General features: G+C 62.9%; 13 protein-coding genes and 1 pseudogene. 2 read left to right on the plus strand and 12 right to left on the minus strand.

Annotated features, from left to right (window positions below; translation table 11 throughout):
* Positions 1-73 precede the first annotated feature (73 nt).
* Positions 74-676, plus strand: a complete 603-nt coding sequence (locus IPM16_00930) for a molybdenum cofactor guanylyltransferase (GenBank protein ID MBK9121672.1) — start codon at positions 74-76, stop codon at positions 674-676.
* On the opposite strand, the pseudogene IPM16_00935 reads toward IPM16_00930, so the two are convergent.
* Positions 639-1,143 (minus strand): annotated as a pseudogene (locus IPM16_00935) (TraR/DksA C4-type zinc finger protein). The gene IPM16_00930 and the pseudogene IPM16_00935 sit on opposite strands and share 38 nt — an antisense overlap.
* 123 nt (positions 1,144-1,266) lie before the next feature.
* Here IPM16_00935 and IPM16_00940 point away from each other — a divergent pair.
* Positions 1,267-2,298, plus strand: coding sequence for an alcohol dehydrogenase catalytic domain-containing protein (locus IPM16_00940; protein MBK9121673.1), 1,032 nt, complete (start codon positions 1,267-1,269; stop codon positions 2,296-2,298).
* Between the two features lie 12 nt (positions 2,299-2,310).
* Here IPM16_00940 and IPM16_00945 read toward each other — a convergent pair whose 3' ends face one another.
* From IPM16_00945 to IPM16_00995, 11 genes are all read right to left on the minus strand, one after another.
* Positions 2,311-5,487 (minus strand): alpha-mannosidase, encoded by a 3,177-nt coding sequence (locus IPM16_00945; protein MBK9121674.1) that lies wholly within the window; start codon positions 5,485-5,487, stop codon positions 2,311-2,313.
* A 186-nt stretch (positions 5,488-5,673) separates the two neighbouring features.
* Positions 5,674-7,878 carry a hypothetical protein gene (locus tag IPM16_00950; protein ID MBK9121675.1) on the minus strand — a complete coding sequence of 735 codons (2,205 nt, stop codon included), beginning with the start codon at positions 7,876-7,878 and terminating at the stop codon, positions 5,674-5,676.
* A 6-nt stretch (positions 7,879-7,884) separates the two neighbouring features.
* Positions 7,885-8,766 carry an ABC transporter permease gene (locus IPM16_00955; GenBank protein ID MBK9121676.1) on the minus strand — a complete coding sequence of 294 codons (882 nt, stop codon included), beginning with the start codon at positions 8,764-8,766 and terminating at the stop codon, positions 7,885-7,887.
* Positions 8,767-8,808: 42 nt separating this feature from the next.
* Positions 8,809-9,756 (minus strand): ABC transporter permease, encoded by a 948-nt coding sequence (locus tag IPM16_00960; GenBank protein ID MBK9121677.1) that lies wholly within the window; start codon positions 9,754-9,756, stop codon positions 8,809-8,811.
* A 104-nt stretch (positions 9,757-9,860) separates the two neighbouring features.
* The gene (locus IPM16_00965) at positions 9,861-11,378 is read right to left on the minus strand and encodes an ABC transporter substrate-binding protein (protein ID MBK9121678.1); all 1,518 of its coding nucleotides are present in this window, start codon (positions 11,376-11,378) and stop codon (positions 9,861-9,863) included.
* Between the two features lie 380 nt (positions 11,379-11,758).
* Positions 11,759-13,765, minus strand: a complete 2,007-nt coding sequence (locus IPM16_00970) for a DUF5054 domain-containing protein (GenBank protein MBK9121679.1) — start codon at positions 13,763-13,765, stop codon at positions 11,759-11,761.
* Between the two features lie 12 nt (positions 13,766-13,777).
* The gene (locus IPM16_00975; protein MBK9121680.1) at positions 13,778-15,172 is read right to left on the minus strand and encodes a PHP domain-containing protein; all 1,395 of its coding nucleotides are present in this window, start codon (positions 15,170-15,172) and stop codon (positions 13,778-13,780) included.
* Positions 15,169-16,251: an ABC transporter ATP-binding protein gene (locus tag IPM16_00980; protein MBK9121681.1), complete on the minus strand. Its 1,083-nt coding sequence runs from the start codon at positions 16,249-16,251 to the stop codon at positions 15,169-15,171. Before IPM16_00980 ends, IPM16_00975 begins: the two co-directional genes overlap by 4 nt.
* Positions 16,252-16,263: 12 nt before the next feature.
* A complete protein-coding gene (locus IPM16_00985; protein ID MBK9121682.1) occupies positions 16,264-17,088 on the minus strand; it encodes a carbohydrate ABC transporter permease in 825 nt (274 codons plus the stop codon).
* Entirely contained in the window at positions 17,085-17,987 is a 903-nt protein-coding gene (locus IPM16_00990) for a sugar ABC transporter permease (GenBank protein MBK9121683.1), read from the minus strand. The genes IPM16_00985 and IPM16_00990 overlap by 4 nt, the downstream gene beginning before the upstream one ends.
* A 104-nt stretch (positions 17,988-18,091) precedes the next feature.
* Complete coding sequence (locus IPM16_00995) at positions 18,092-19,453, minus strand: extracellular solute-binding protein (protein ID MBK9121684.1); 1,362 nt, start codon at positions 19,451-19,453, stop codon at positions 18,092-18,094.
* Positions 19,454-19,476: the final 23 nt, after the last annotated feature.

Consider the following 19,476-nt stretch of genomic DNA (forward strand, 5'->3'; position numbering starts at 1 on the left):
CAAGGGCACGCGCGCGCTCAAGGCCGGTAGTTGCGTGCAAAATAGATACAGACGGCGCGAGAGGTAATCACGTGTGGCTTCGGTGACGATAGCGGTCTTGTGCGGCGGGCAGGCGCGGCGGATGGGCTTCGACAAGGGGTTGGCTGCGCTGCACGGCACGCCCATGATCCAGCATGTGTTGGACCGGATCCTGCCGTTGGGATACCCCGTCCTACTCGTCAGCAATGATACGACGGCCTACGGCGTGTTCGGCGTACCGGTCGTCGGCGATGTGTTGAGCCAGCGCGGGTCGCTGGTCGGCGTACACAGCGCGCTGACTCACAGCCAGACGCCGCACACGCTGTGCCTCGCGTGTGACATGCCGTTGGTGAACCCGGCGCTGCTCGGCTATCTGGTTGGCTTGACGAATACGGCCGAGCTCGTCATTCCACGGGTTGGGGGCTACCTCGAACCGCTGCACGCCGTGTACAGCCGACGCTGCCTGCCTGTGATCGAGTCGATGATCAAGCGCGGATCGATGCGAATCGGCGCTCTGGCGGAGCAGGTCGCGTCTCGTGTCGTCCATGAGGACGAATTGCGCCAATACGACCCCGAACTGCGATCGTTCGCCAACGCCAACACGCCTGCTGAACTTGATGCTATCGCACAGGAACTGGCGCGTGGTCCTCAACAATGATGTCGACGTAGGACTCACCGGCACAACTGCGGCACAGCGTTCGACCGTCCACGATGAGTTCGCGTTCGTTGAGAATCTCTTCGCCGCATGAGTCGCACGTCACGCGCACGCCGGGCCGGCTAATTGGGATGCACGTTCACGCGGTAGGCAAGTCCGGTTCGCGAGTCGACGAATGTCGCGGCGACCTTGCCAAAGTCCATCAACCGCATCGTGCGATGCCCCAGCCAGCATCCCGTCGCAACCGACACGCCATCGGCGAAACACCCGTCGGTTTCCACGAAGGTATACAGCCGCTTGTCGGACTGCGGCAGGTCGAGGTCGAGCAGGTGCGCGGCAAGCATCCCCATGCGAATACCCAGCACTTGCCGGGGGCACAGATGATTGTGCAGCGCGGTGGTCTGCTCAATGAGGGTGTCGAGGGTAGCGAGAAGCATCGCCTTGGCCTTGCTGTCAACGGACAACGACATGCCTCTCATTCTATGGGTCCTCGCATACCGGCAGAAAGTGACGATTGGCCCGGTTCGCCGTATCATCTGTCGTGAAATGGTTGCGGTTGCGCGCCGCCGTGACCAGTACCTGCAAGGAGACGCATGATGATTCACAAGACGATGCGGGCCGGATTCGTCAAAGCCCCATATCAGATCGAAGTCCGCGAGGTTGAGACGCCCACCGTGAAGGAGGACTGGGCGCTCATCAAGGTCGAGGCGTGCGGGCTGTGCGGCACCGATATGCACTTCGCCCGCACCGAAGCCAGAGCATGGCAGTCGTTCGGCCATGAGGTCGCGGGGATCGTCGCCGCGGCCGGACCGGGCGTGCACAACGTCAAGGAAGGCGATCGCGTCGTTCTCGAAAGCGGATCGTTCGACCCGTTCAGCGACCTGAGCCGCGACGGGCGCGTCGACCTCGACAACAGCGCGCCGAACATCTTCGTTCACGAGAAGACTGGCACGATGGGCTTTGCCGACTATGTACTGGCCCATAAACAGTCGCTCGTGAGCTATGACGGGCTATCGCCGGAGGTGGCCTGCCTGAGCGAACCGCTCGGTGTCGCGATCGATATGGTCTACGCGGCAGACATCCGGCTCGGCCATGAGGTGATGCTGGTTGGTCTAGGCGCTATCGGGCTGATGGCGATTCCCGTGGCGCGGATGCATGGCGCGGCGCGCCTGTATGCCGTGAATCGCTCGGGCGGACGGCGCGCCGAAGTCGCGCTGCAAGCCGGCGCACACGAGGTGCTGCTCACCGGGGATACGCCGTTTGACGCGCTGCAATTTCGCAAAGGCGGCGTCGACCGCGCGTTGGTGACCGCCGACCCGAAGCTGCTGCCAGCGGTGATGCAACACATGCGCTACGGCGGAGTCATCAGCTTCATCGGGATTAACTGGCCCGACGGCGACATCACGTTCAACGCCAACGACTTTCATTTTAAGAAGCTGCAACTGCGCGCTTCCCACGCCGCGCCAGCGCTGTACTTCCCGACCGCGCTGCAACTCCTGCGCGATCGGCACGTCGACGGCGAGCTGTTCATCTCGCATGTGCTGCCGCTTGACCAACTCGGCGAAGCGGTTCGGTTGATGCGCGACGAACGCGACACCGTCCTCAAGGTCGTCGTCAAGCCGTGATGCCGCGTGTGCCTACGCCGGAACCAGCCGCAGCGTGACGATCTGGTACGGTGTGATCGCGAACTGGACGCGACTGCCCTCCGGCGCAAGGCGTGTCTGGTCTTCTTCGAGCAGGTTACAGATCGCCGCTTCGGCAATCGTGAACCCGGCCGTGAGCGTGACGGTGCCGCGATTGCGCTGATTCTCGTACAGCCGCACGATCAACCCGTTTCCGTCCTCGGCCAGCTTGACCGTTTCGATGACGACGTTATCGGCATCGACCGACACCAACGGAGCAGTCGGCTGAGACCCCGCGCCGGATGACTCAACGCGGCGCACCAGCAGCGGCATGTTGAGGTCGTAGGCCTGCGGCACGACCTCGGCGCGCCAGTCCCCGGCATGCGGCAGTAGGCTGTAGGTCATCCGATGTTCGCCTTGGTCGGCGCTCGGGTCGGGTGACGTGGCGCTCTTCAGCAGCGTCAGCCGCATCACGTTGTGCAGGACGTCGTGCCCGTACTTGCAGTCGTTCAACAGCGCCACGCCGTAGTTGCCTTCGCTCAGGTCGATCCACTTGTGCGCGCAGCTTTCGAAGCGGGCGATGTCCCACGGCGTATTGCGATGCGTCGGACGCTGCACATTGCCCCATTGCACGTCGAACGTGGCGACCGGGCTGAGCACGTCGACCGGGAAGGCGACTTTGAGCAGCGTATGCTGCTCGTGCCAGTCGATCCACGTGTCGAAGTCGATGCGGCGGCTGTCGGCGCACAGATACACGGTCTGGACGATGGCGCTGCTGCGGTAGCGGCGCTTGATCTGCACGGCAGCGCGCAGCGGTCCGGTTTCGGAGATGGCGATGCTTTCCAACCCGTCGACCGGCTCGACGCGGTCCTCGTAGAAGATATCGACATCCCACGCGTCGAAATTGAGCGGGCGGTCCTCGAACGCCAGCAGCGCGTTGGCTTTTGCGCCGCTCGGGAGCACCTCACGATGGTTCTGCTTGTCGTATACGCGGCTGACCTCGCCTGTCGCGTCGATCTCGACGCGCAGCACGGCGTTTTCGAGCACGATCCGGTTGTGGTCCTGAACGGCGGTGGCGGCACGGCCGGCAAGCCCGTCGACCCGTCCCATGATCTCGACCAGCGGCATCACGCTGTACGGCTTGATGTCGGGAATCTCGATCAGTGTACCATCCGCGACCGCTTGCGTGGCGAGCGCGGTGCCATCCGGACCGGCAAGCGTGACGTCGGCGGCGAGCGAATCGGCCAGCAATCCGACCCGCCGCCCGCCAAACGACGTCGTATTGGCGACCAGCACGCTGGTCCCCGCCGGTACAGCCTGAGCCAATGCGCTGAGTGCCGACTCGCGCACGGACTTGCCCAAGTCGAAGATCTTCGCGTAGTCGACATCACTGTCGACGTAGACAGCATGGATCGACGAGCCAGGCAGGATGTCGTGGAACTGATTCAGGCACAGCACTTCCCACGCTTGCACCAACGATTCGCGCGGGTACGCGGCGCCGGTCGCAAGGGTCGCATACGCCGCGAGGAATTCGGCGTCATGCAGAAGCACCTCGCCTTTGCGGTTGTTGCGCTTGTTCCGGCTTTGACTGGTAAGCGTGCCACGGTGGTACTCGAGGTACAACTCGCCGTTCCAGACTGGCAGGCTGTCATCGACGGTTTGGTTCAGCCGGTCGAGGAAATCGCCGACAGTTCCGTGGCGCACGCGCGGCGCGCCGGCCAGCTCGCCCAAAAAGCCGATGTTCTCGATCATGTCGCGGGCCGGACCGCCGCCGCCGTCACCGAGGCCGAACGGCATCAGCAGCTCGTTCGTGAGTTCTTTCTGCCGGAACACGTCCCATGTCCCGAACACCTCAGCCGCGGTGACGACCCCGTTATAAGTCGTGGCGTGCGGCAGATCGCGTGATGTGCCCGGTGTGGTCAGGAAGTAGGTCAGGACGCGCGTGCCGTCCAGCCCTTGCCACCAGAACACCTGATGCGGCATGGGGTTGTACTGGTTCCAGCTCATCTTGTGGGTGACGAAGTACTCGAGGCCGGCCTGCTTGATAAGCTGCGGCAGCGCCCAACTGTAGCCGAACGTGTCCGGCAGCCACAACACCGGTGCGTCCACGTCGCCGAAATGCGTGCGGAAGTACGACCGGCCGAGCACGAACTGGCGCGCCAGCGACTCGGCGCCGATGGCGTTGCAGTCGGGCTCGACCCACGTGCCGCCCATGATCTCCCAGCGCCCTTCCGCCACACGCGCCTTGATCCGTTCGAACAGCTCCGGGTAGTGCAGTTCGGCGTAACGGTAGAGCTGCGGTTGGCTCTGCGAGAAGGTGTAGTTGGGGTATTGATCCATCAGGTGCAGCGCCGTGCTGAAGGTACGGCCCGTTTTCCGCACGGTCTGGCCGAGTGTCCACAACCACGCGACATCGATGTGGGCGTGACCGGTCGCCACCAGATCGACGTTCATCGGGCTGCCGGCCGTCGCGAGGCCCTTACGCAGCGCATCGAGGGCTGCGGGGACGCTGTCGTAAAACGCGTCGGTACCGAGCGGGTCGCGCGTGTCGAGCGTCACGAAGGCGTCGTCCAGCGCGTTGAGCAGCAGGCTGTGCACGGGGTCATTTTCGTGAAGCTGGCCCACGACCTCGAGGACGAGATAGGCGAGGGTATGCAGTTCGCGGGTCGGCAGGTCGATCTGGACGAGCGCGCACTCGCCCATGAACAGCCGGGTATAAGGCTCTTGTGCGTTGAGCGGGCCGATGCCGGTCCAGCCATGCAGTGCGACCCGATGCAGCGTGCCGTCGCGCAGCGTATTGGGCAGCGTATTGGGCAGCCGCACTTCTTCGTGTCCACGATCGCGCGCCGCAAGCGGCTTGCCATCGACGTACACCAGCGCCTCGGGATGCTCGAATTCGTGGGCATTGCCGATCGGCAGGTGCAGCGCAATCGGTGCACGTGCGTCCCAATCGCCCGGCACGCGGAACGAGGACCGCATGACGAAGTCGGTGCAGCGGGTGCCCCAGTGTGTGTTCGGCGCGATCACCTCCCAGCCCGAGTCGTCTTCGTCGATGGGAGGCGGCGCAAGCGGGCCATCAAGGGGCGTATAGCGAAACGGCGACAGCGGTTCACGTTTGCGATAGACCAGCGGAGCGATCAGCTCGATCCGCCGCGCGATTTTCTGCGCCGTCCAGTGCATTTTGTGGGTCATGCGTGTCGCTCCTCGCGTGGTCGTGTGGGTTTGTGTGTTGTTCGCAACGTCAGATGATACCGCCGCCGGTACGAGGACGCGACGACCATTTCGGGCTCGCGCCCCCGCCACAGTTTGCGCGTTAGGCGACGAACCGTGCATGCGGCAGTCGGAGTGAAGGGCCTTGACCACCGCCCGATCGATTGGTCATCGCCTGGGGTGGCGGAAGGCCAAGATCGTCAGCAGCGCAACCAGCAGATAGCACATCACGCCGATAATCAGCACGGCGCTGAACCCAGCGAGGATCGCTACCGCGACCGAACCGACCGTGCCGACTACGGTCATAACGCCATTGACGGCCCACGCCAGCGCCACCTGCCCGCGGCCGATTGCTCCACCAGCACGCAGACCAAGCGGAAACGGCATGCCCATCACCAGCCCAAGCGGCAGCAGTCCAATCACTACCGCCCCCACCCGGACGGCGACAGGAGTCGCGCGCAGACTGTCGCTCAGGGCGGGCCATACCACGATCCACAGCATCACGTAGGCCGCGACGGCCAACCCGATCCATACGACAGGCCGTTGAACCCACCGCCCCCCGATTAGACTCCCGATCCCTCCGCCGACGAGGAGCGTGGTCAGTACGGTTGTGATCGCCAGTGTCGGATGACCGAGAAACAGGCGTGTCTGCTGAATCAGTGCAATCTCGACGGCGATGAAGCCAACCCCCAGCGCGGCGAAATACAACGGTAGTCCGCGTGCGGATCGTGGCTGGAGTCGACGCTGACCGAACACCAGCGCCATTCCACCCACAACGACCACGCCGGCGAGAAGCCCGGACATGCGGGACAACTCGGATGGAAGGCCGCGGTCGAAGTGGAAGAAGAACGGGCGGTCGTCAGTCGGCGGCGAGATGTCCCGCGGCGAGCGCGCGATGATGGCATCAAAGGTTTCGGTGCCTGCTTCTACGGCATCCAGCGGCGGCTGGGCGAGTGCATCCGCCAAGTAAAGCGGGACGTAGCCCAGATCGCGCGCTAGTGCAGCCTGCACGGCCGAATCTGCGCGTGTAAATGCCGAACGCCGGACGAGCAGCAGCGGAATAGGCGGGTTGGCGCTCGGGTCAAGGAAGACGGCGGTGTGCCGGATGGCGTCGGCGTCGGAGAGTCCGTCTTCGCGCAGGGTCGCGAGGGCCGTTGAGAGCGCGCGAGTCAGCGTGATCTCGTCGTATAGCTTGAAAGCGATCACGCCGTCGTCCGTCAGGTGATCGAAGTAATCGTGAAACGCTTCGATCGTGTAGACCGTGTTCTCGGTGAGGGCATAGCCGTTCAGCTCGGCGGCAAGCGTGACCACCTGCGAAAGCGAGATCAAGTCGTACCGGCGATCCTCCCGGCGCAGCACGCTTCGTCCTTCGTCCACCAGCACGCGCACGCCGGGCGTGTCGTAGAGTCCGCCGTTGTAGGCGGCATTGTCCCGGACGAGCACGACGCTGGCCGGGTTGACTTCGACGGCGACGATGTCTTCTGCACCGCTGCGCAGCGCGAACCAGACGTCTAATCCGCCACCGGGGCCGATCGCCATTACGGAATGCGGGTTGGTAACGGCAAACGCGAAAAAGCCGATGTCGTTTCGCACGAGGTCGACATCGTCGCCCGCTGGCATCACCGAACCTGCCGCGCCGTCCACGTAGAGCTGCAGGGGAAGCGCGCCGGCAGGCCGGATGAGGTCAGTACGGGCAAATGAGTCCCACATGCTTTCAAGCGTGACCCCGCCGTTGGCGAGCGCGTCGGAAGCCGGCTTGTCCGTGGCAAGTGTCGCATAGTCGACGCGGAGCCACCCGAACGTGACGCTGCTGGCCAGCGCCGCAAATGCGATCAGGACTGCGCCTGTCTCAACAAGTGGTCGAGTGCCGCGTTGTGCATTGTAGCCGGCAACTGTCAGGACAAACGCCGCTGCCAGCGCGCCGTTGAGCGGGCCGATGGCATCCATGAGTGGGATTGCGGCTACTGCGCCAAGACCTGCGCCCAACAAGTCGGCAGTGTACAGCTGTGGGCTGTGTGCCGGATGGCTGGCGAACAGACTGATGAGCGCAAGCCCGATGAAGCCATAGGTCACGGTCGTTATTGCGACGAGCGCGGCCGTCAGCCCGGACGATGCACCGAGCGCGAACACCACTGTCGCGGTGGCTGCCGCCAGACCCGCGAGCGCCATCCACAATGGAACACGCGTTTCAACACGCAGCGCGGGCCACAGCGTGGCTGCCGCGGCGCCCAATCCGATACCGAGAACTGCCAGCGCGAGCGCGGTGAAAACGTATGGCGGATAGTAGACGGCGGAGAACAGTCGGGTGAGGCAGATCTCCAGCACTAGACCGCCACCGGACAGCAGTACGAGGCTCAAACGTCGCTGGGTCATATTGTCCTAGCGCCGCAGCCGGGGATCGAGCGCATCGCGCAGGCCATCTCCGAGGAAGTTGAAGCCCATCACGGTCAACATGATAGCAAGGCCCGGAAAGATGCCCATCCACGCCGACTGACGGAAGAAACTGCGGCCTTCTGACAACATGCGGCCCCAGCTCGCTTCGGGTGGCTGCGACCCCAGCCCAAAGAAGCTCAGTGCCGCTTCGGCAAGAATGGCGAAGGCGAGGCTGAGCGTCGTCTCGACTATGATCGGCGACAGCACGTTGGGCAGGATATGCGAAAACAGGATGCGCGACCGGCTTGCGCCCAACGCTTCGGCGGCGAGGATGAAGTCTTCGTTGCGCACGCCGAGTACTGCGCCGCGCGTAATGCGCGCGAAGATCGGGATATAGACGATGCCGATCGCGACCATCGCGTTTCCCACGCCGCGCCCCAGCGCCGCGAGAATTGCGATAGCGAGCAGAATCGCGGGGAACGAGTACAGAATATCCATCGACCGCATGATGATCTCGTCGGCCAAACGGCTGCTGTACCCGGCGATCAGGCCGAGGAACGACCCAATCGTAGCGGCAATTCCGACAGCGATGATGCCGACAACGACCGATACGCGGGCACCGTAGATAATGCGGCTGAACGTATCGCGACCGAAGTCGTCCGTGCCAAGGAAGTGCTTGGTCGAGGGCGGCGCAAAGCGTGCGCTGAAGTCCATCGTCTCAGGTGAGTAAGGCGCGATGGCCGGCCCGAAAATCGCCGTGACCATGACAATCGCCAAGATGATGGCGCCGAACACGGCAAGCCGATGGCGGATCAGCCGGCGATAGGCGTCGCGCCACAGGCTGGACGGACGCGGGCTGTCCATCTTGATGACGTCGCCGGTCTTCATTGGGGCGGAGGTTGGGGTCGTCACTGGAATCTCCGCTTCTGCTTACGCATACTCGATGCGCGGGTCGATCAAGAAATACAGCAGGTCGACCGCCAAGTTGACCGCCGCGACGAGCGCCGCCACCAGCAGCACGACGCCTTGCAACAGCGGGTAGTCGCGGTCAAGTACGGCATCCAGCGCGAGACGGCCCAACCCCGGCCAGCCAAACACGACCTCGACAATCACCACACCGCTGAACAGCACCGTAATTTGCAGGCCGATGATGGTGACGATGTTGACCAGCGCATTGGGCAGCGCGTGGCGGTTGATGACAACGCGCTCGCGCAAGCCTTTGGCGCGTGCGGTTTGGATGAAGTTGGCGTTCATGACATCCAGCATCGCACTTCGAATAAAGCGCGTGAGGATCGAGGCGCTCACGATGCCGTTGGTGACGGCGGGCAGGATGAGATGAGCGAGCCAATCGCCGAAGTCTCTGCTCATGGGTGTGTACCCATTGGGTGGCAGCCATCCCAGCGTCAGCGAGAACAGCAGCACCAGCAGGATTCCCATCCAGAACGACGGTACCGACACGCCGATTTGGCTGATGAACGACGCAATGACATCAACCCGGCTTCCGGGCTTGATTGCCGAAATAACGCCGACCGGGAACGCGATCGCCAGACCCAGCAGCAGCGACGCGCCGCCCAGCTCAAGCGTCGGCCCGAGGCGCTGGATGAGCTGTGGCCCGACGGCCTGCGACGTGATCAGGCTTGTGCCCATATCGCCTCGCATGACATTGAACAGCCAGCTCAAGTAGCGTTCCATGAACGGACGGTTCAAGCCAAGTCGTTCGCGGATGGCCTGCACACTCTCGTCGGTGGCATATGGGCCAAGCACGACGCGCGCCGGGTCGCCGGGGACGATCTGCACGATCATAAAGACGACGAACGTCACGCCCAAGATGACGATCAGCGCCAAGACTAACCGTTGAAGGATATAAGCGAAGTTCATGACAGAGTCCGGTTGAAGTGGATAGGGCGGTCAGGGGCACGGCGTGCCGCGCCCCTGACAAACGAACTATCGGATTGGCGCAGGACCAATCGAATGTTCTTCGGCTATTGATCCAGCCACGTGTTTAGCCAGAAATTGGCTCCATCGGGCCGCGTGACGTATCCCTGGACGTAGGACTTGTAGGCACGCGTGATGGAGTTGTTGTAGAAGTAGATGTACGGCGCTTCATCGACGAGGATCTTGTTCGCCTGCTCGTAGACGGCGTAGCGCTCGTCGAAGTCGCTCAGGGAACGGCCCTCGTCCACTAACGCGTCGAAATCCGGGTTGCTGTAGCCGGTGAAGTTGAACACCTCGCCCGTGCGATGCTGCAGGTAGTAGTAGTCGTTCGCGTCGGTCAGGCCGTTCCAACTGCAGATGTAGCCGTCATAGTTGCCGCTGCCTTCCAGCTCAAGCCACTCTGCCCACTCCGGCGCGTTGATGGTCGTGGTAATTCCGACCGCGGCGAGCTGCTGCTGCAGCACCTGAGCCTGACGAACGCTGTCCGGGTAGCTTGACGTGGGCAGCAGTTCCATCTCGAAGCCGTCGGGATAGCCGGCTTGCTCGAGCAGGCTGCGGGCCATATCGAGATCTTGCGTATAGGGTGCGTAATCGAAGTACCACGGGCTGCTCGGACCTGTCGGGCCTTGGACCGGCGTGCACAAACCGAACCAGCCGGCGTCGCACAACTGCTGCCGGTCGATGGCATACGCGATGGCCTGACGGACGAGCACGTCGTCAAGCGGTTCACGCAGGGTGTTGATGCCGATGTAGAAGTAGTTCAGGCCGGGCACCGAATCGACGGTGATATCCGCGCTGGCCTCGAGCGATTCGACACTCTGCGGGGCGAGGAACAGCAGCCAATCGACTTCGCCGCCGACCAATGCGGCTTCACGCGGGGCGTCCTCGGAGATGACCGTGATGTTCACCTCGTCGAGATGCGGCAGGCCTTCTTGCCAGTAATTGGGATTCTTGACCAGCGTCATGTTGGTGGTGCCTTGCACGTCGCCGATGATGAACGGACCGGTTCCAATCGGGACCACGATCTGGCCGTTTTCGCCGACGCTTTCATGCGCGACGACAGCTTGCGTGGACGCCGCCAACAAGTTCGGAAGAATCGCGTTCGGTGTCGAGGTTGTGACCGATACGGTGTAGTCGTCAATGACCGTCCACACGGCGTCGGCGCCACCAACCTGTGCGACACGGCCGGAGCCAGTCGCCGGATCGATGATGCGATCCATCGACCACTTGACGTCTTCGGCGGTCATGGCGCGACCATTGCTGAACGTGACATCTTGGCGCAGCGTAAACGTCCACGTCAGGCCGTCTTCAGACTGTACCCAAGATTCGGCCAACATCGGGCCAAGGCGCATACTGTCATCATAGGCGGTGAGGGGCTCGACCACGTTGTCGAGGATGCGCGCACTGGAAACCGTGCTAACGATGTGTGGATCCAATCCTGTCCACTCAGCGTCCCATGCTGCGCGCAGCGTACCCCCTGCTTGCGGGGCGGCATCTTGGGCAATCGCCTGTAGGGCGACCATCGCCACAAGAGCGATAATCAGGATAGTGCTAAGGCGTTTCATGGTAGGTATCTCCCTTTGGCTCACCGAAATTTCGCATCACGTGCGATGCGGCAACTCATGGTGTATGGCTCACCTCCTCAACGACTAACCCAAGATCAACGATCGATACGATGGCCCGTATACGATTGTCTTCAGCGGTGTTCCCGCAGCCCCGGCGGGCGATAGGGAAATCCCAGCAGGGACGCACTCTCGCGAAGCGTCGAACAACTTGCTGATCTTCCGAAACGGGAACATATCGACTTTTCGGCCGCACAGAGGAACAACGCAGAGTGCGTGCCACAACCGAGTGTAGCGCATATCGCAGTCGACGGCCAACCGACCGGTTAACTCCGGCGCTAGTCTGTGTGCTGTGCGTGCGACAATTACGTATGGCGGTGGTGCTACCCGCCCGGGGTATTCGATGCGGCGCGCAGCACGAACCGGAAGCGCGCGTCGTCTTCGAACCACATCGGGAAGTTGGTGCCCCACACGTTGTTATAGAGGTTGAAGTGCACGCCGCCGGCCATATCGGGCAGGCGGTTGTGAAAGTCGAGCAGCGCTGGACGCTCCGGAGCGACCAGCACCGCGTCCAGCGAGTCGATACGCGTCGTGACGCGCGGGCCGCGGTGCGTGACGGTCGTATCGAAGCCGTGGAGGGACCGGGCGCCGCCGCTGACGACGCGTGTCGGGTCGATCTCACCGCCCAACTTGTGAACCGCCCATGCGCCTTCACCGGCGTCGACCGGGATCACAGTCAACCAGAACGCTTCCGGCAGGCGGCATGCCGGCTTGTCGAACCACTGCACGTCGATCGCGACGGTTCCGTCGGGCTTGAACGCGTATTCGACCGTAAGCGCTGACGGTGCGCCGATCTGCCGGCTTTGTTCGGCAAATGACGCCTCGACAAGGACGCGTGTCGTGCCGGCGTCCTCGCGGGTCAGGATTCGCTCGGCATGTGGATGCCATCGCCCGTGCGCCTCGACGTTCAAGCCGGGTTTGGTGTTGTCCGGGTGCGCCCACACACGCACGTGCCCGTGTTCACGGTCACGGATGTACTGATGCCAGAACCGGTCGTAGTCGGCGCTGGAAAAGGTCTCGTACGTCACGAGGCCGATCGGATGGCCGGTGTCGGCCAGCGTGTGCCGCGCCGCTTTCAGGACGAGATGGTCGAGCGCGCCCGTTGATGGGTCAACGCCGATGCTCCACTGCTCGGTTTCGAACCGGCTGATCGACACCGGGCGATAGCCGGACGGGTCGGGTCGGCGCGGCTTGATCGCCTCAAGCTCGGCCTCGGCAGCGGCTTTAAGCGGCGTGCCATCGAGTGTATCGAGGGCGTCAGCAACGTACGCGCGCTGCTCTGCCCATGACGCCTCGAAATAGCGGAACATCGGATCGCCGCGCTTCTCGGGCAGCACCGGCGTCGCGTAGTTCTCGTAGTCGGGCAGGAACGTCTTGAGGTCCATACCCCATGTATGCTCGGGGATCATCAGAAGCGCTCGGTCGAACGCGCCGAGCTGCGCATCGCTTGCCGTGCCGTCCGCAATCCACCGGTCGCGCAGACGCAGCAGCGCCCGATACTGGCTGACCTTGGTCGGGTCGGTGCCGATGCCGTGGATCCACGTGTCGCCGATTTCGTCGCTGATCACTGGCAGATCGGGGGCGGCACGCAGGATGCTCTCCGCAACCGCGTCCAGCGTCGAGCCGACGAACACCGCATTCGGAAATTGACGGCGCAGATCGGCGTACGTTTCGCGCACACTGTCGGGCGTGGGCGGCCCGAGGTTGTCGCCGGTGAACACGATGGCGACCGCTTCCGTCGTTCCGGGCAGGACCATGACATCGCCGTAGACCTGCTGATACATCATCAGCACCTCTGTCGACGATGTCTCGTCGCGCCACTTGAACACAGGCGGCACGGCAGGAACCGTCGCCGCCGGATTAACGCCCACGTGGAACATCCGGACGCCGGCCTCGGCCAGCAGCGGAATCATGGCGCGGGTGTGGCCCGGCACGTCGGTCATCTTGGCGGCGATTGTACGCTTGCCGAAGCGGGCATCGAGTTCGTGCGACAGGCTCAGCCCGCGGCGGAAGAGTCGTTCGTCCATCAGCTCGGTATGGGTTGTGAACGGCGCGGCATGCCACGCGACGTGGTTATCGCGCACCGCGTTTTCCATGCGCCGCCGCTGATCGCTCGAAGCGCGCTCGAGATATTCATAGATCAGCCAAGCGCCGACGGTCCAGCGAAATGGCTCGTCCGGGTGACGCTCGCGCATGGTTTCCGCCAACGTTATCGCGTCGGGGATGAACGCGGTCATGTACCGGTCGACCACGGCGCGCGCATAGTCGGTAAACCCGACGTCAAGATGCGTCTTGAAGATGACGTGCACGAGGTCGATGTCGGTACGCATAAGCAAGGACTTCTAGAGCGGTGTTCGCTCGATATAAATCGGGTTGGTGAGCGCATGGACTTGGAGCGTGCTCGGCTTGCCTGAGACGACCTGTGCGCGCACATACGGCGTGTCGCGCACGTCAACGTCTACCTGCGTCACCCATTCTAGCCGGTCGATCGCGAACTGTTGAGTGACACCTGCCGCGCTGACGATCTGAAGCCGCGTGCCCGGCGCTCTGCGCACCGTCACAGTGACCGGCAGCGTATCGCCGTCGACGTACAAGGTGTCGCCCATCATGGCGGGGCCGGCTATCAGCACGACCTCGGGGCCATCTGGCGACTCGGTCACGTAGGCGTGACCCGCCTTCAACGCAGCGAGCAGCGCTGCCGGTGATGGGTCGCCCGGGCAGTAGATGACGGTGGTCGGGTTGGCGAGTTTGGCGCGATGCTCGCTGTGATGAAAGTGGCAGTCGCTGCCGCCGACCGCAACGTGCTTCGGGCCGGTTTGCAGCTTAGTTTCCCAATAGGCCAACGACACGTCGTTCATCAGCCGCCACGGTCCGTTCCACACCTCGATGCAGTGAAAACCAACGATGCCGGGATAGACCCATTCGGGCCCGTACGGGCGCGGATGGTTACATGAGATCAGATAACCTGCGTCGAGCGCGGCGTTCACCGCCGTTTGCATGTCGTCCTGCGAAAGCACACGGAAGTCGATCCACGGTCCAGCGCCCCAGATATTCCAGTGGCCCTTGTAAGTCGTGACTTCTAGACCGGGGATGAGCATAAGGCGGGTTTCGGCGGAGGCCAACGCGACCTGATGCGAAAGCGAGTTGTGGTCGGTGATCGCCAGAAAGTCGAGGCCGAGCGCCTCTGCCCGCGAGATCACGGTCGCTACATCACTGTCGCCGTCGCTGTGGTGCGTGTGGCAGTGCAGTTCACCTCTGTACCATCCGCTGTCCCGGCGCACATCCGGGCGAGGGGCGTTGCTGAGTGGTAGGCGCTGCGGGAACGTCGTGCCGCTGTCGAGGTCCCCGATCGTCAACAGAATAGTCACGCGGTAGGCGCATCCGTCGTCCGCGACTTTGTATGCGCCGAGGCTGATGTGCCATGTCCCCGACTGGATCGGGCCAGCCAAATAGCCGGGTGTCGACTCGTTTGCGGCGATGAAGAATGCGCTGCGGGCGCTGCCGCTCCATCCCCGGAAGCCCTCGCCCATGAACGTATGCCCACGCGGGTCGAAGATTCCGATGTCGATCGTATTGCCGCCGGTCAGGTGCGGGTCGCTGCCGATGGCGGCGGAGTACGTGTATTCGACATCGATCCGTTCGGTGTGCGGCGGCACTTCGAACGGGAGCATGGGATAGGTCAGGGTTTGGCTGGGCGTCAGCGTGCCTTCGAGAACGAGCGTCTCGTTTCGGCTCATTGCATCACCTGACCGTCCGGTCCATAGAAGAACAGGTGATCCGGTTCGAACGTCAGGTACACGTCGTGCGGTAACGGCGGCGCCTCATCCTCGAACAGCCGCACCGTGACAAGCTGGTCGCCAACCCGGACGATGACAAGCGCCTCGCCGCCAAGCGTTTGTGTGACGTACAGCGTGCCTTTGATGGCATCCGCAATCGGCTCAGTCAGAATTCGAATATGTTCTGGTCGTACCCCGAGCGTGAATTGGCTGCTTGCCGCGAACGTCTTGGGCAGGTGCAGACCGTCGACGGACACAGCCTGCGGCGAATCACCGGCCTGAATATGAATCTTGCCCCCGTCGATAGTGCAGGGGAGCAGGTTCATGGGCGGGTTGCCGATGAACGACGCCACGAACGTATTGACCGGATGGCGGTAGATGTCTAGCGGCGTGCCGGCCTGCATGATGCTGCCGTCCTTCATCACGACGATCTTGTCGGCCAATGCCATCGCTTCGGCTTGATCGTGGGTGACGTACACGGCGGTGATACCGACCTCGCGCTGCAAGTGCTTGAGAAACGCGCGCGCTTCGAGGCGCAGTTTGGCATCCAGGTTGCTCAGCGGCTCGTCGAACAGGAACACCTGCGCGCGGTGGACGACGGCACGCGCTACGGCCACACGCTGCTGCTGCCCGCCGGAGAGCTGGCCCGGTCGCCGCGCCAGCAGTTCGCCGATCTGCAAGTTGTTCGCCACCGACTCGACCTGCGATGCGAGTTCGCTGTGTGGCACGCCGCGCACCTTGAGGGGGTACCCGATGTTGTCGAGGATCGTCATGTGCGGGTAGAGCGCGTAGTCCTGAAACACCATGGCGACATCGCGCGAGCGCGGCGGCAAACCCGTTACGTCCTTGCCATCGATGTGGATGCTGCCGCTGTCCGGCGACTCAAGACCGCTGATCATACGTAGGGTCGTGGTCTTGCCGCAGCCCGACGGACCCAGCAGCGCGACGAATTCGCCGTCCGCCATCGACAGGCTGACATCGTTGACGGCGACCACTTTGCCAAACGTTTTGCGCAGGTTACGTAGTTCGATCGAAGCCATCGATTCGCTCTTTCACTGCTTGATTCCGCCGAAGAAGCGGAAGCCATAGCGCCAATTGATCAACAGGTACAGCAGAATGACCGGCAGGGTGTACAGCACGGCATAAGCCGACACCAACCGGATTTGCGGCATGCCGCTTTCGACATCGTAGAACGAGTAGAACGTCACCGAGGCGGGCAGTAGGTTAGGGCTGCGCAAGAGGATGAACGGGATCAGGAACGCCCCCCACGCATTGACCAGCACCCAGATTCCGACGACCAGCACGCCGGGCCGCATAATCGGAAACGTCACGTCACGGAAGATCTGGATTGGGGATGCCCCGGCCACCATGGCGGCTTCTTCGTACGAGCGGGGTACGCTGTCGACAAAGTCTTGCATGATGAAGATGGCCGATGGCAGCAGGCCCCCGATCATAACGATGATGACGCCGGTGTGGGTGTCGATCAGCCCGAGGTCGAAAATCAGCTTGAAGATCGGGACCATGCTGGCGGTGCCGGTAACGACCGACGAGAACAGGATCAGCACATAGGTCAGCACGTTGCGCCCGGGGATGCTCCCGCGCGACAGACCGTACGCAGCCAGTGCCGCAACCGCGCTGGTGCCGACCATCGTGCCGACGCCGATAATGACGCTGTTCTGCAGCAGGCCGCGCATCGCCAGCTGATTGCTCAGGACTTCCTCGAAATTCGCCAGCGACGGGCTTTGCGGGATCGTCACCGAAAGCGACGCCTGCGGGTTGAACGGCGCGAATACGAACCACAACAGCGGCGTGACGAAGAAGGCCGCGATCGCGACGACAAATACGGTCAGGATGATGCGTTGAATGGGCGATCTCATGCGGTCTGCCCCTGTCGATTGCGAGAGATGAACAGGTAAACGCTCGCCAATGCCAAGTTGATGATCATGACGACGACCGCGATGGCGCTGGCCTTGCCGAACTCGAAGAAGCGCAGGCCGACGTTATAGGTGTGAATGGCGATCACGTTGGACTGATATGTCGGACCGCCGCCGGTGAGCAGGAACGGCGTGAAGGTGTTAAACGTCCACAAGGTGATCAGGATCAGGTCGGTGGCGATGTAGCGGCGCAGCAGCGGCAGCATGATATCGCGGAACTTCTGCCACGGACTTGCGCCGATGACGTCGGCGGTCTCCATGTACGAGGGCGGAATTGACGCCAACGCCGACGAGAACAGCAGCATCGAGAAGGCTGTCCCGCGCCATGTGTTGAACAAGATGATGCTGAACAATGGGTAATCGAACAACCAGTCGAGCGGCCGCAGCCCCACCGCCTCCAGCATCTGATTGAGCGTGCCGTCAGGGTCGAGGTAGGCGAACCACGCGAACGCCACCACGACATCGGGGATGATCCACGCGGCAATCGCAAGCGTGTAGACCGTCTCGCGCAGCAGACCCTTGCGGTTGTTGAAGGCGACGGCGATTCCGAGACCGAGCATGGCTTGGCCGATCAATGCCGAGCCGATGACGAACTGTGCCGTCAGCCAGAGGCTGTGGCCCATCTCGCCGCGCCGCATCCAGTCTTGCGCGTCGAACAGGTCGATATAGTTCTGGAAACCGACGTTCTGCGGGTTCAGCGCGTTGGCCCCGACAAGCGTCTGGTTAGTGAAGCTCATCTGAAAGATCGAAAAGAACGGATACAGCAAGAACAAGGCGACGAACACGAGCGCAGGCGCGAGAAACAGCAGGCTCAGTTCGCGCGAGAGGATCGCTTTCTGCATCAGTCGGTTCCGTTTCGGGTCGGGCGGACGAAGACGACGGCGGGCAGCGGTACAGGCAGAGGGTGGAGCACCTGTATTGGTGCCCCACCCTTAGTCTTTACCTGTTACATGTCAAGCGGGATGCGGACGACGTTGTCCTCACCGACGATCTCGGTGACGGCCGCATCGTACGCTGCCATCGCCTCGGCCGGGGTCATTTCACCCGACACGATGCGCTCGGTCATGAGCTGGATCTGCGCGGAGACCTGATTGTATTCCGGCAGCTGCGGGCGGATGGCCGACAACGGCAGGACCTCGCTGGCGATGCGGGTCATAATCTCATCGTTGGGGACCGCGACGTCTGTGCGGGCGCGGATACGGGGCTGCAGGACCTGCAGCGCATCTACCGATTCCTTGCTGAACATGAACGTCATCAGTTCCCACGCCAGCTCGGGGTTGGCGCTGTTGGCGTTGAGCACATAACCGGTACCGCCCGATGCCGACACGAAGTCCTGTCCGCGATAACCAGCGCCGGGCTCCATGGCCGGCATCATGGCGAAGGTCACCACTTCGTCGCGGTTGGCCATCGCGTAGTTGCCGGTTTCCGGGGCCAGCGGGCCGCGCCAGAAGAAGTCGCCTTCGACCAGCATAGCGGCCTCACCCTTCGAGAACGCCTCGAAGGAAAGGTCACGGCCGTTCTGGACAAGCTGCCAACGCACTTCGCCCAGCTCTTCTTCGATGTAGATGGTCTCGAACAGTTCGAGCGTGGCAAGAATGGCCGGGCTGCTCACGATCCACTTGCCTTCGTCGAAGTCGTAGACGTGATGGCCTGCGCCGAGCAGCGCCATGATGTAGCCTTGCAGCGTCGAGGCCTCGCCCATAGCGGTGCCAGCGTTGAGCTGCAGCGGGGTCACGTCAGGCAGCGCAGCCTTGATGGCGCGCGCGGCGTCGAGCAGCTCTGCCCAGCTCGTGGGCTGCCAGTCAGCCGGCAGGCCCGCCTGCTCGAACAGGTCCATGCGGTACCAGATCACGCGGCCGTCGGTGCCGCGCGGGATGCCGAACAGCTCGCCGTCAAAGCTCATGATGGCCTGAATGCCTTCCGGCGTCACGCTCCAACCTTCCCAATCGAGCGCGGAATCGCCGACGATCTCGGTCAACGGGCTAAGCAGGCCGCCTTCGACGAACTCGGGAAGCCAGAAGCCATCAAAGGCGAGGATGTCCGCACCGGCGCCGGCGCCGAGGTCCAGCACGAGCTGCTGGCGCAGGTCTTCGCCGCTGCCGCTGAACTCGATGACGTTGACGGTGACCGGCGTACCGGCCTCAGCCATCATCGCCTCAAAGGCCGGCTTGACCGACTCGTTGAGCCATTGATATTCGACGCCGCTTGCGCCGGCGATACTGATCTCGACCGGGTCTTGGGCGTGTACTGCGCCAAACAGCGCGAACACAAAAACGAATGCGAGGAGTAGTCTCAAGTGCTTGGACACGTTCTTCCCTCCATGAAATGGGC

It is taken from the genome of Candidatus Flexicrinis affinis, from assembly GCA_016716525.1.
Taxonomy (GTDB): Bacteria; Chloroflexota; Anaerolineae; order Aggregatilineales; family Phototrophicaceae; genus Flexicrinis; species Flexicrinis affinis.

Bases quoted from the DNA above. Each gene is read 5' to 3' on its own strand.
- IPM16_00940 (MBK9121673.1), top strand. From the start codon at position 1,267: ATGATGATTCACAAGACGATGCGGGCCGGATTCGTCAAAGCCCCATAT.
- IPM16_00945 (MBK9121674.1), bottom strand. From the start codon at position 5,487: ATGACCCACAAAATGCACTGGACGGCGCAGAAAATCGCGCGGCGGATC.
- IPM16_00950 (MBK9121675.1), bottom strand. From the start codon at position 7,878: ATGACCCAGCGACGTTTGAGCCTCGTACTGCTGTCCGGTGGCGGTCTA.
- IPM16_00955 (MBK9121676.1), bottom strand. From the start codon at position 8,766: ATGAAGACCGGCGACGTCATCAAGATGGACAGCCCGCGTCCGTCCAGC.
- IPM16_00960 (MBK9121677.1), bottom strand. From the start codon at position 9,756: ATGAACTTCGCTTATATCCTTCAACGGTTAGTCTTGGCGCTGATCGTC.
- IPM16_00965 (MBK9121678.1), bottom strand. From the start codon at position 11,378: ATGAAACGCCTTAGCACTATCCTGATTATCGCTCTTGTGGCGATGGTC.
- IPM16_00970 (MBK9121679.1), bottom strand. From the start codon at position 13,765: ATGCGTACCGACATCGACCTCGTGCACGTCATCTTCAAGACGCATCTT.
- IPM16_00975 (MBK9121680.1), bottom strand. From the start codon at position 15,172: ATGAGCCGAAACGAGACGCTCGTTCTCGAAGGCACGCTGACGCCCAGC.
- IPM16_00980 (MBK9121681.1), bottom strand. From the start codon at position 16,251: ATGGCTTCGATCGAACTACGTAACCTGCGCAAAACGTTTGGCAAAGTG.
- IPM16_00985 (MBK9121682.1), bottom strand. From the start codon at position 17,088: ATGAGATCGCCCATTCAACGCATCATCCTGACCGTATTTGTCGTCGCG.
- IPM16_00990 (MBK9121683.1), bottom strand. From the start codon at position 17,987: ATGCAGAAAGCGATCCTCTCGCGCGAACTGAGCCTGCTGTTTCTCGCG.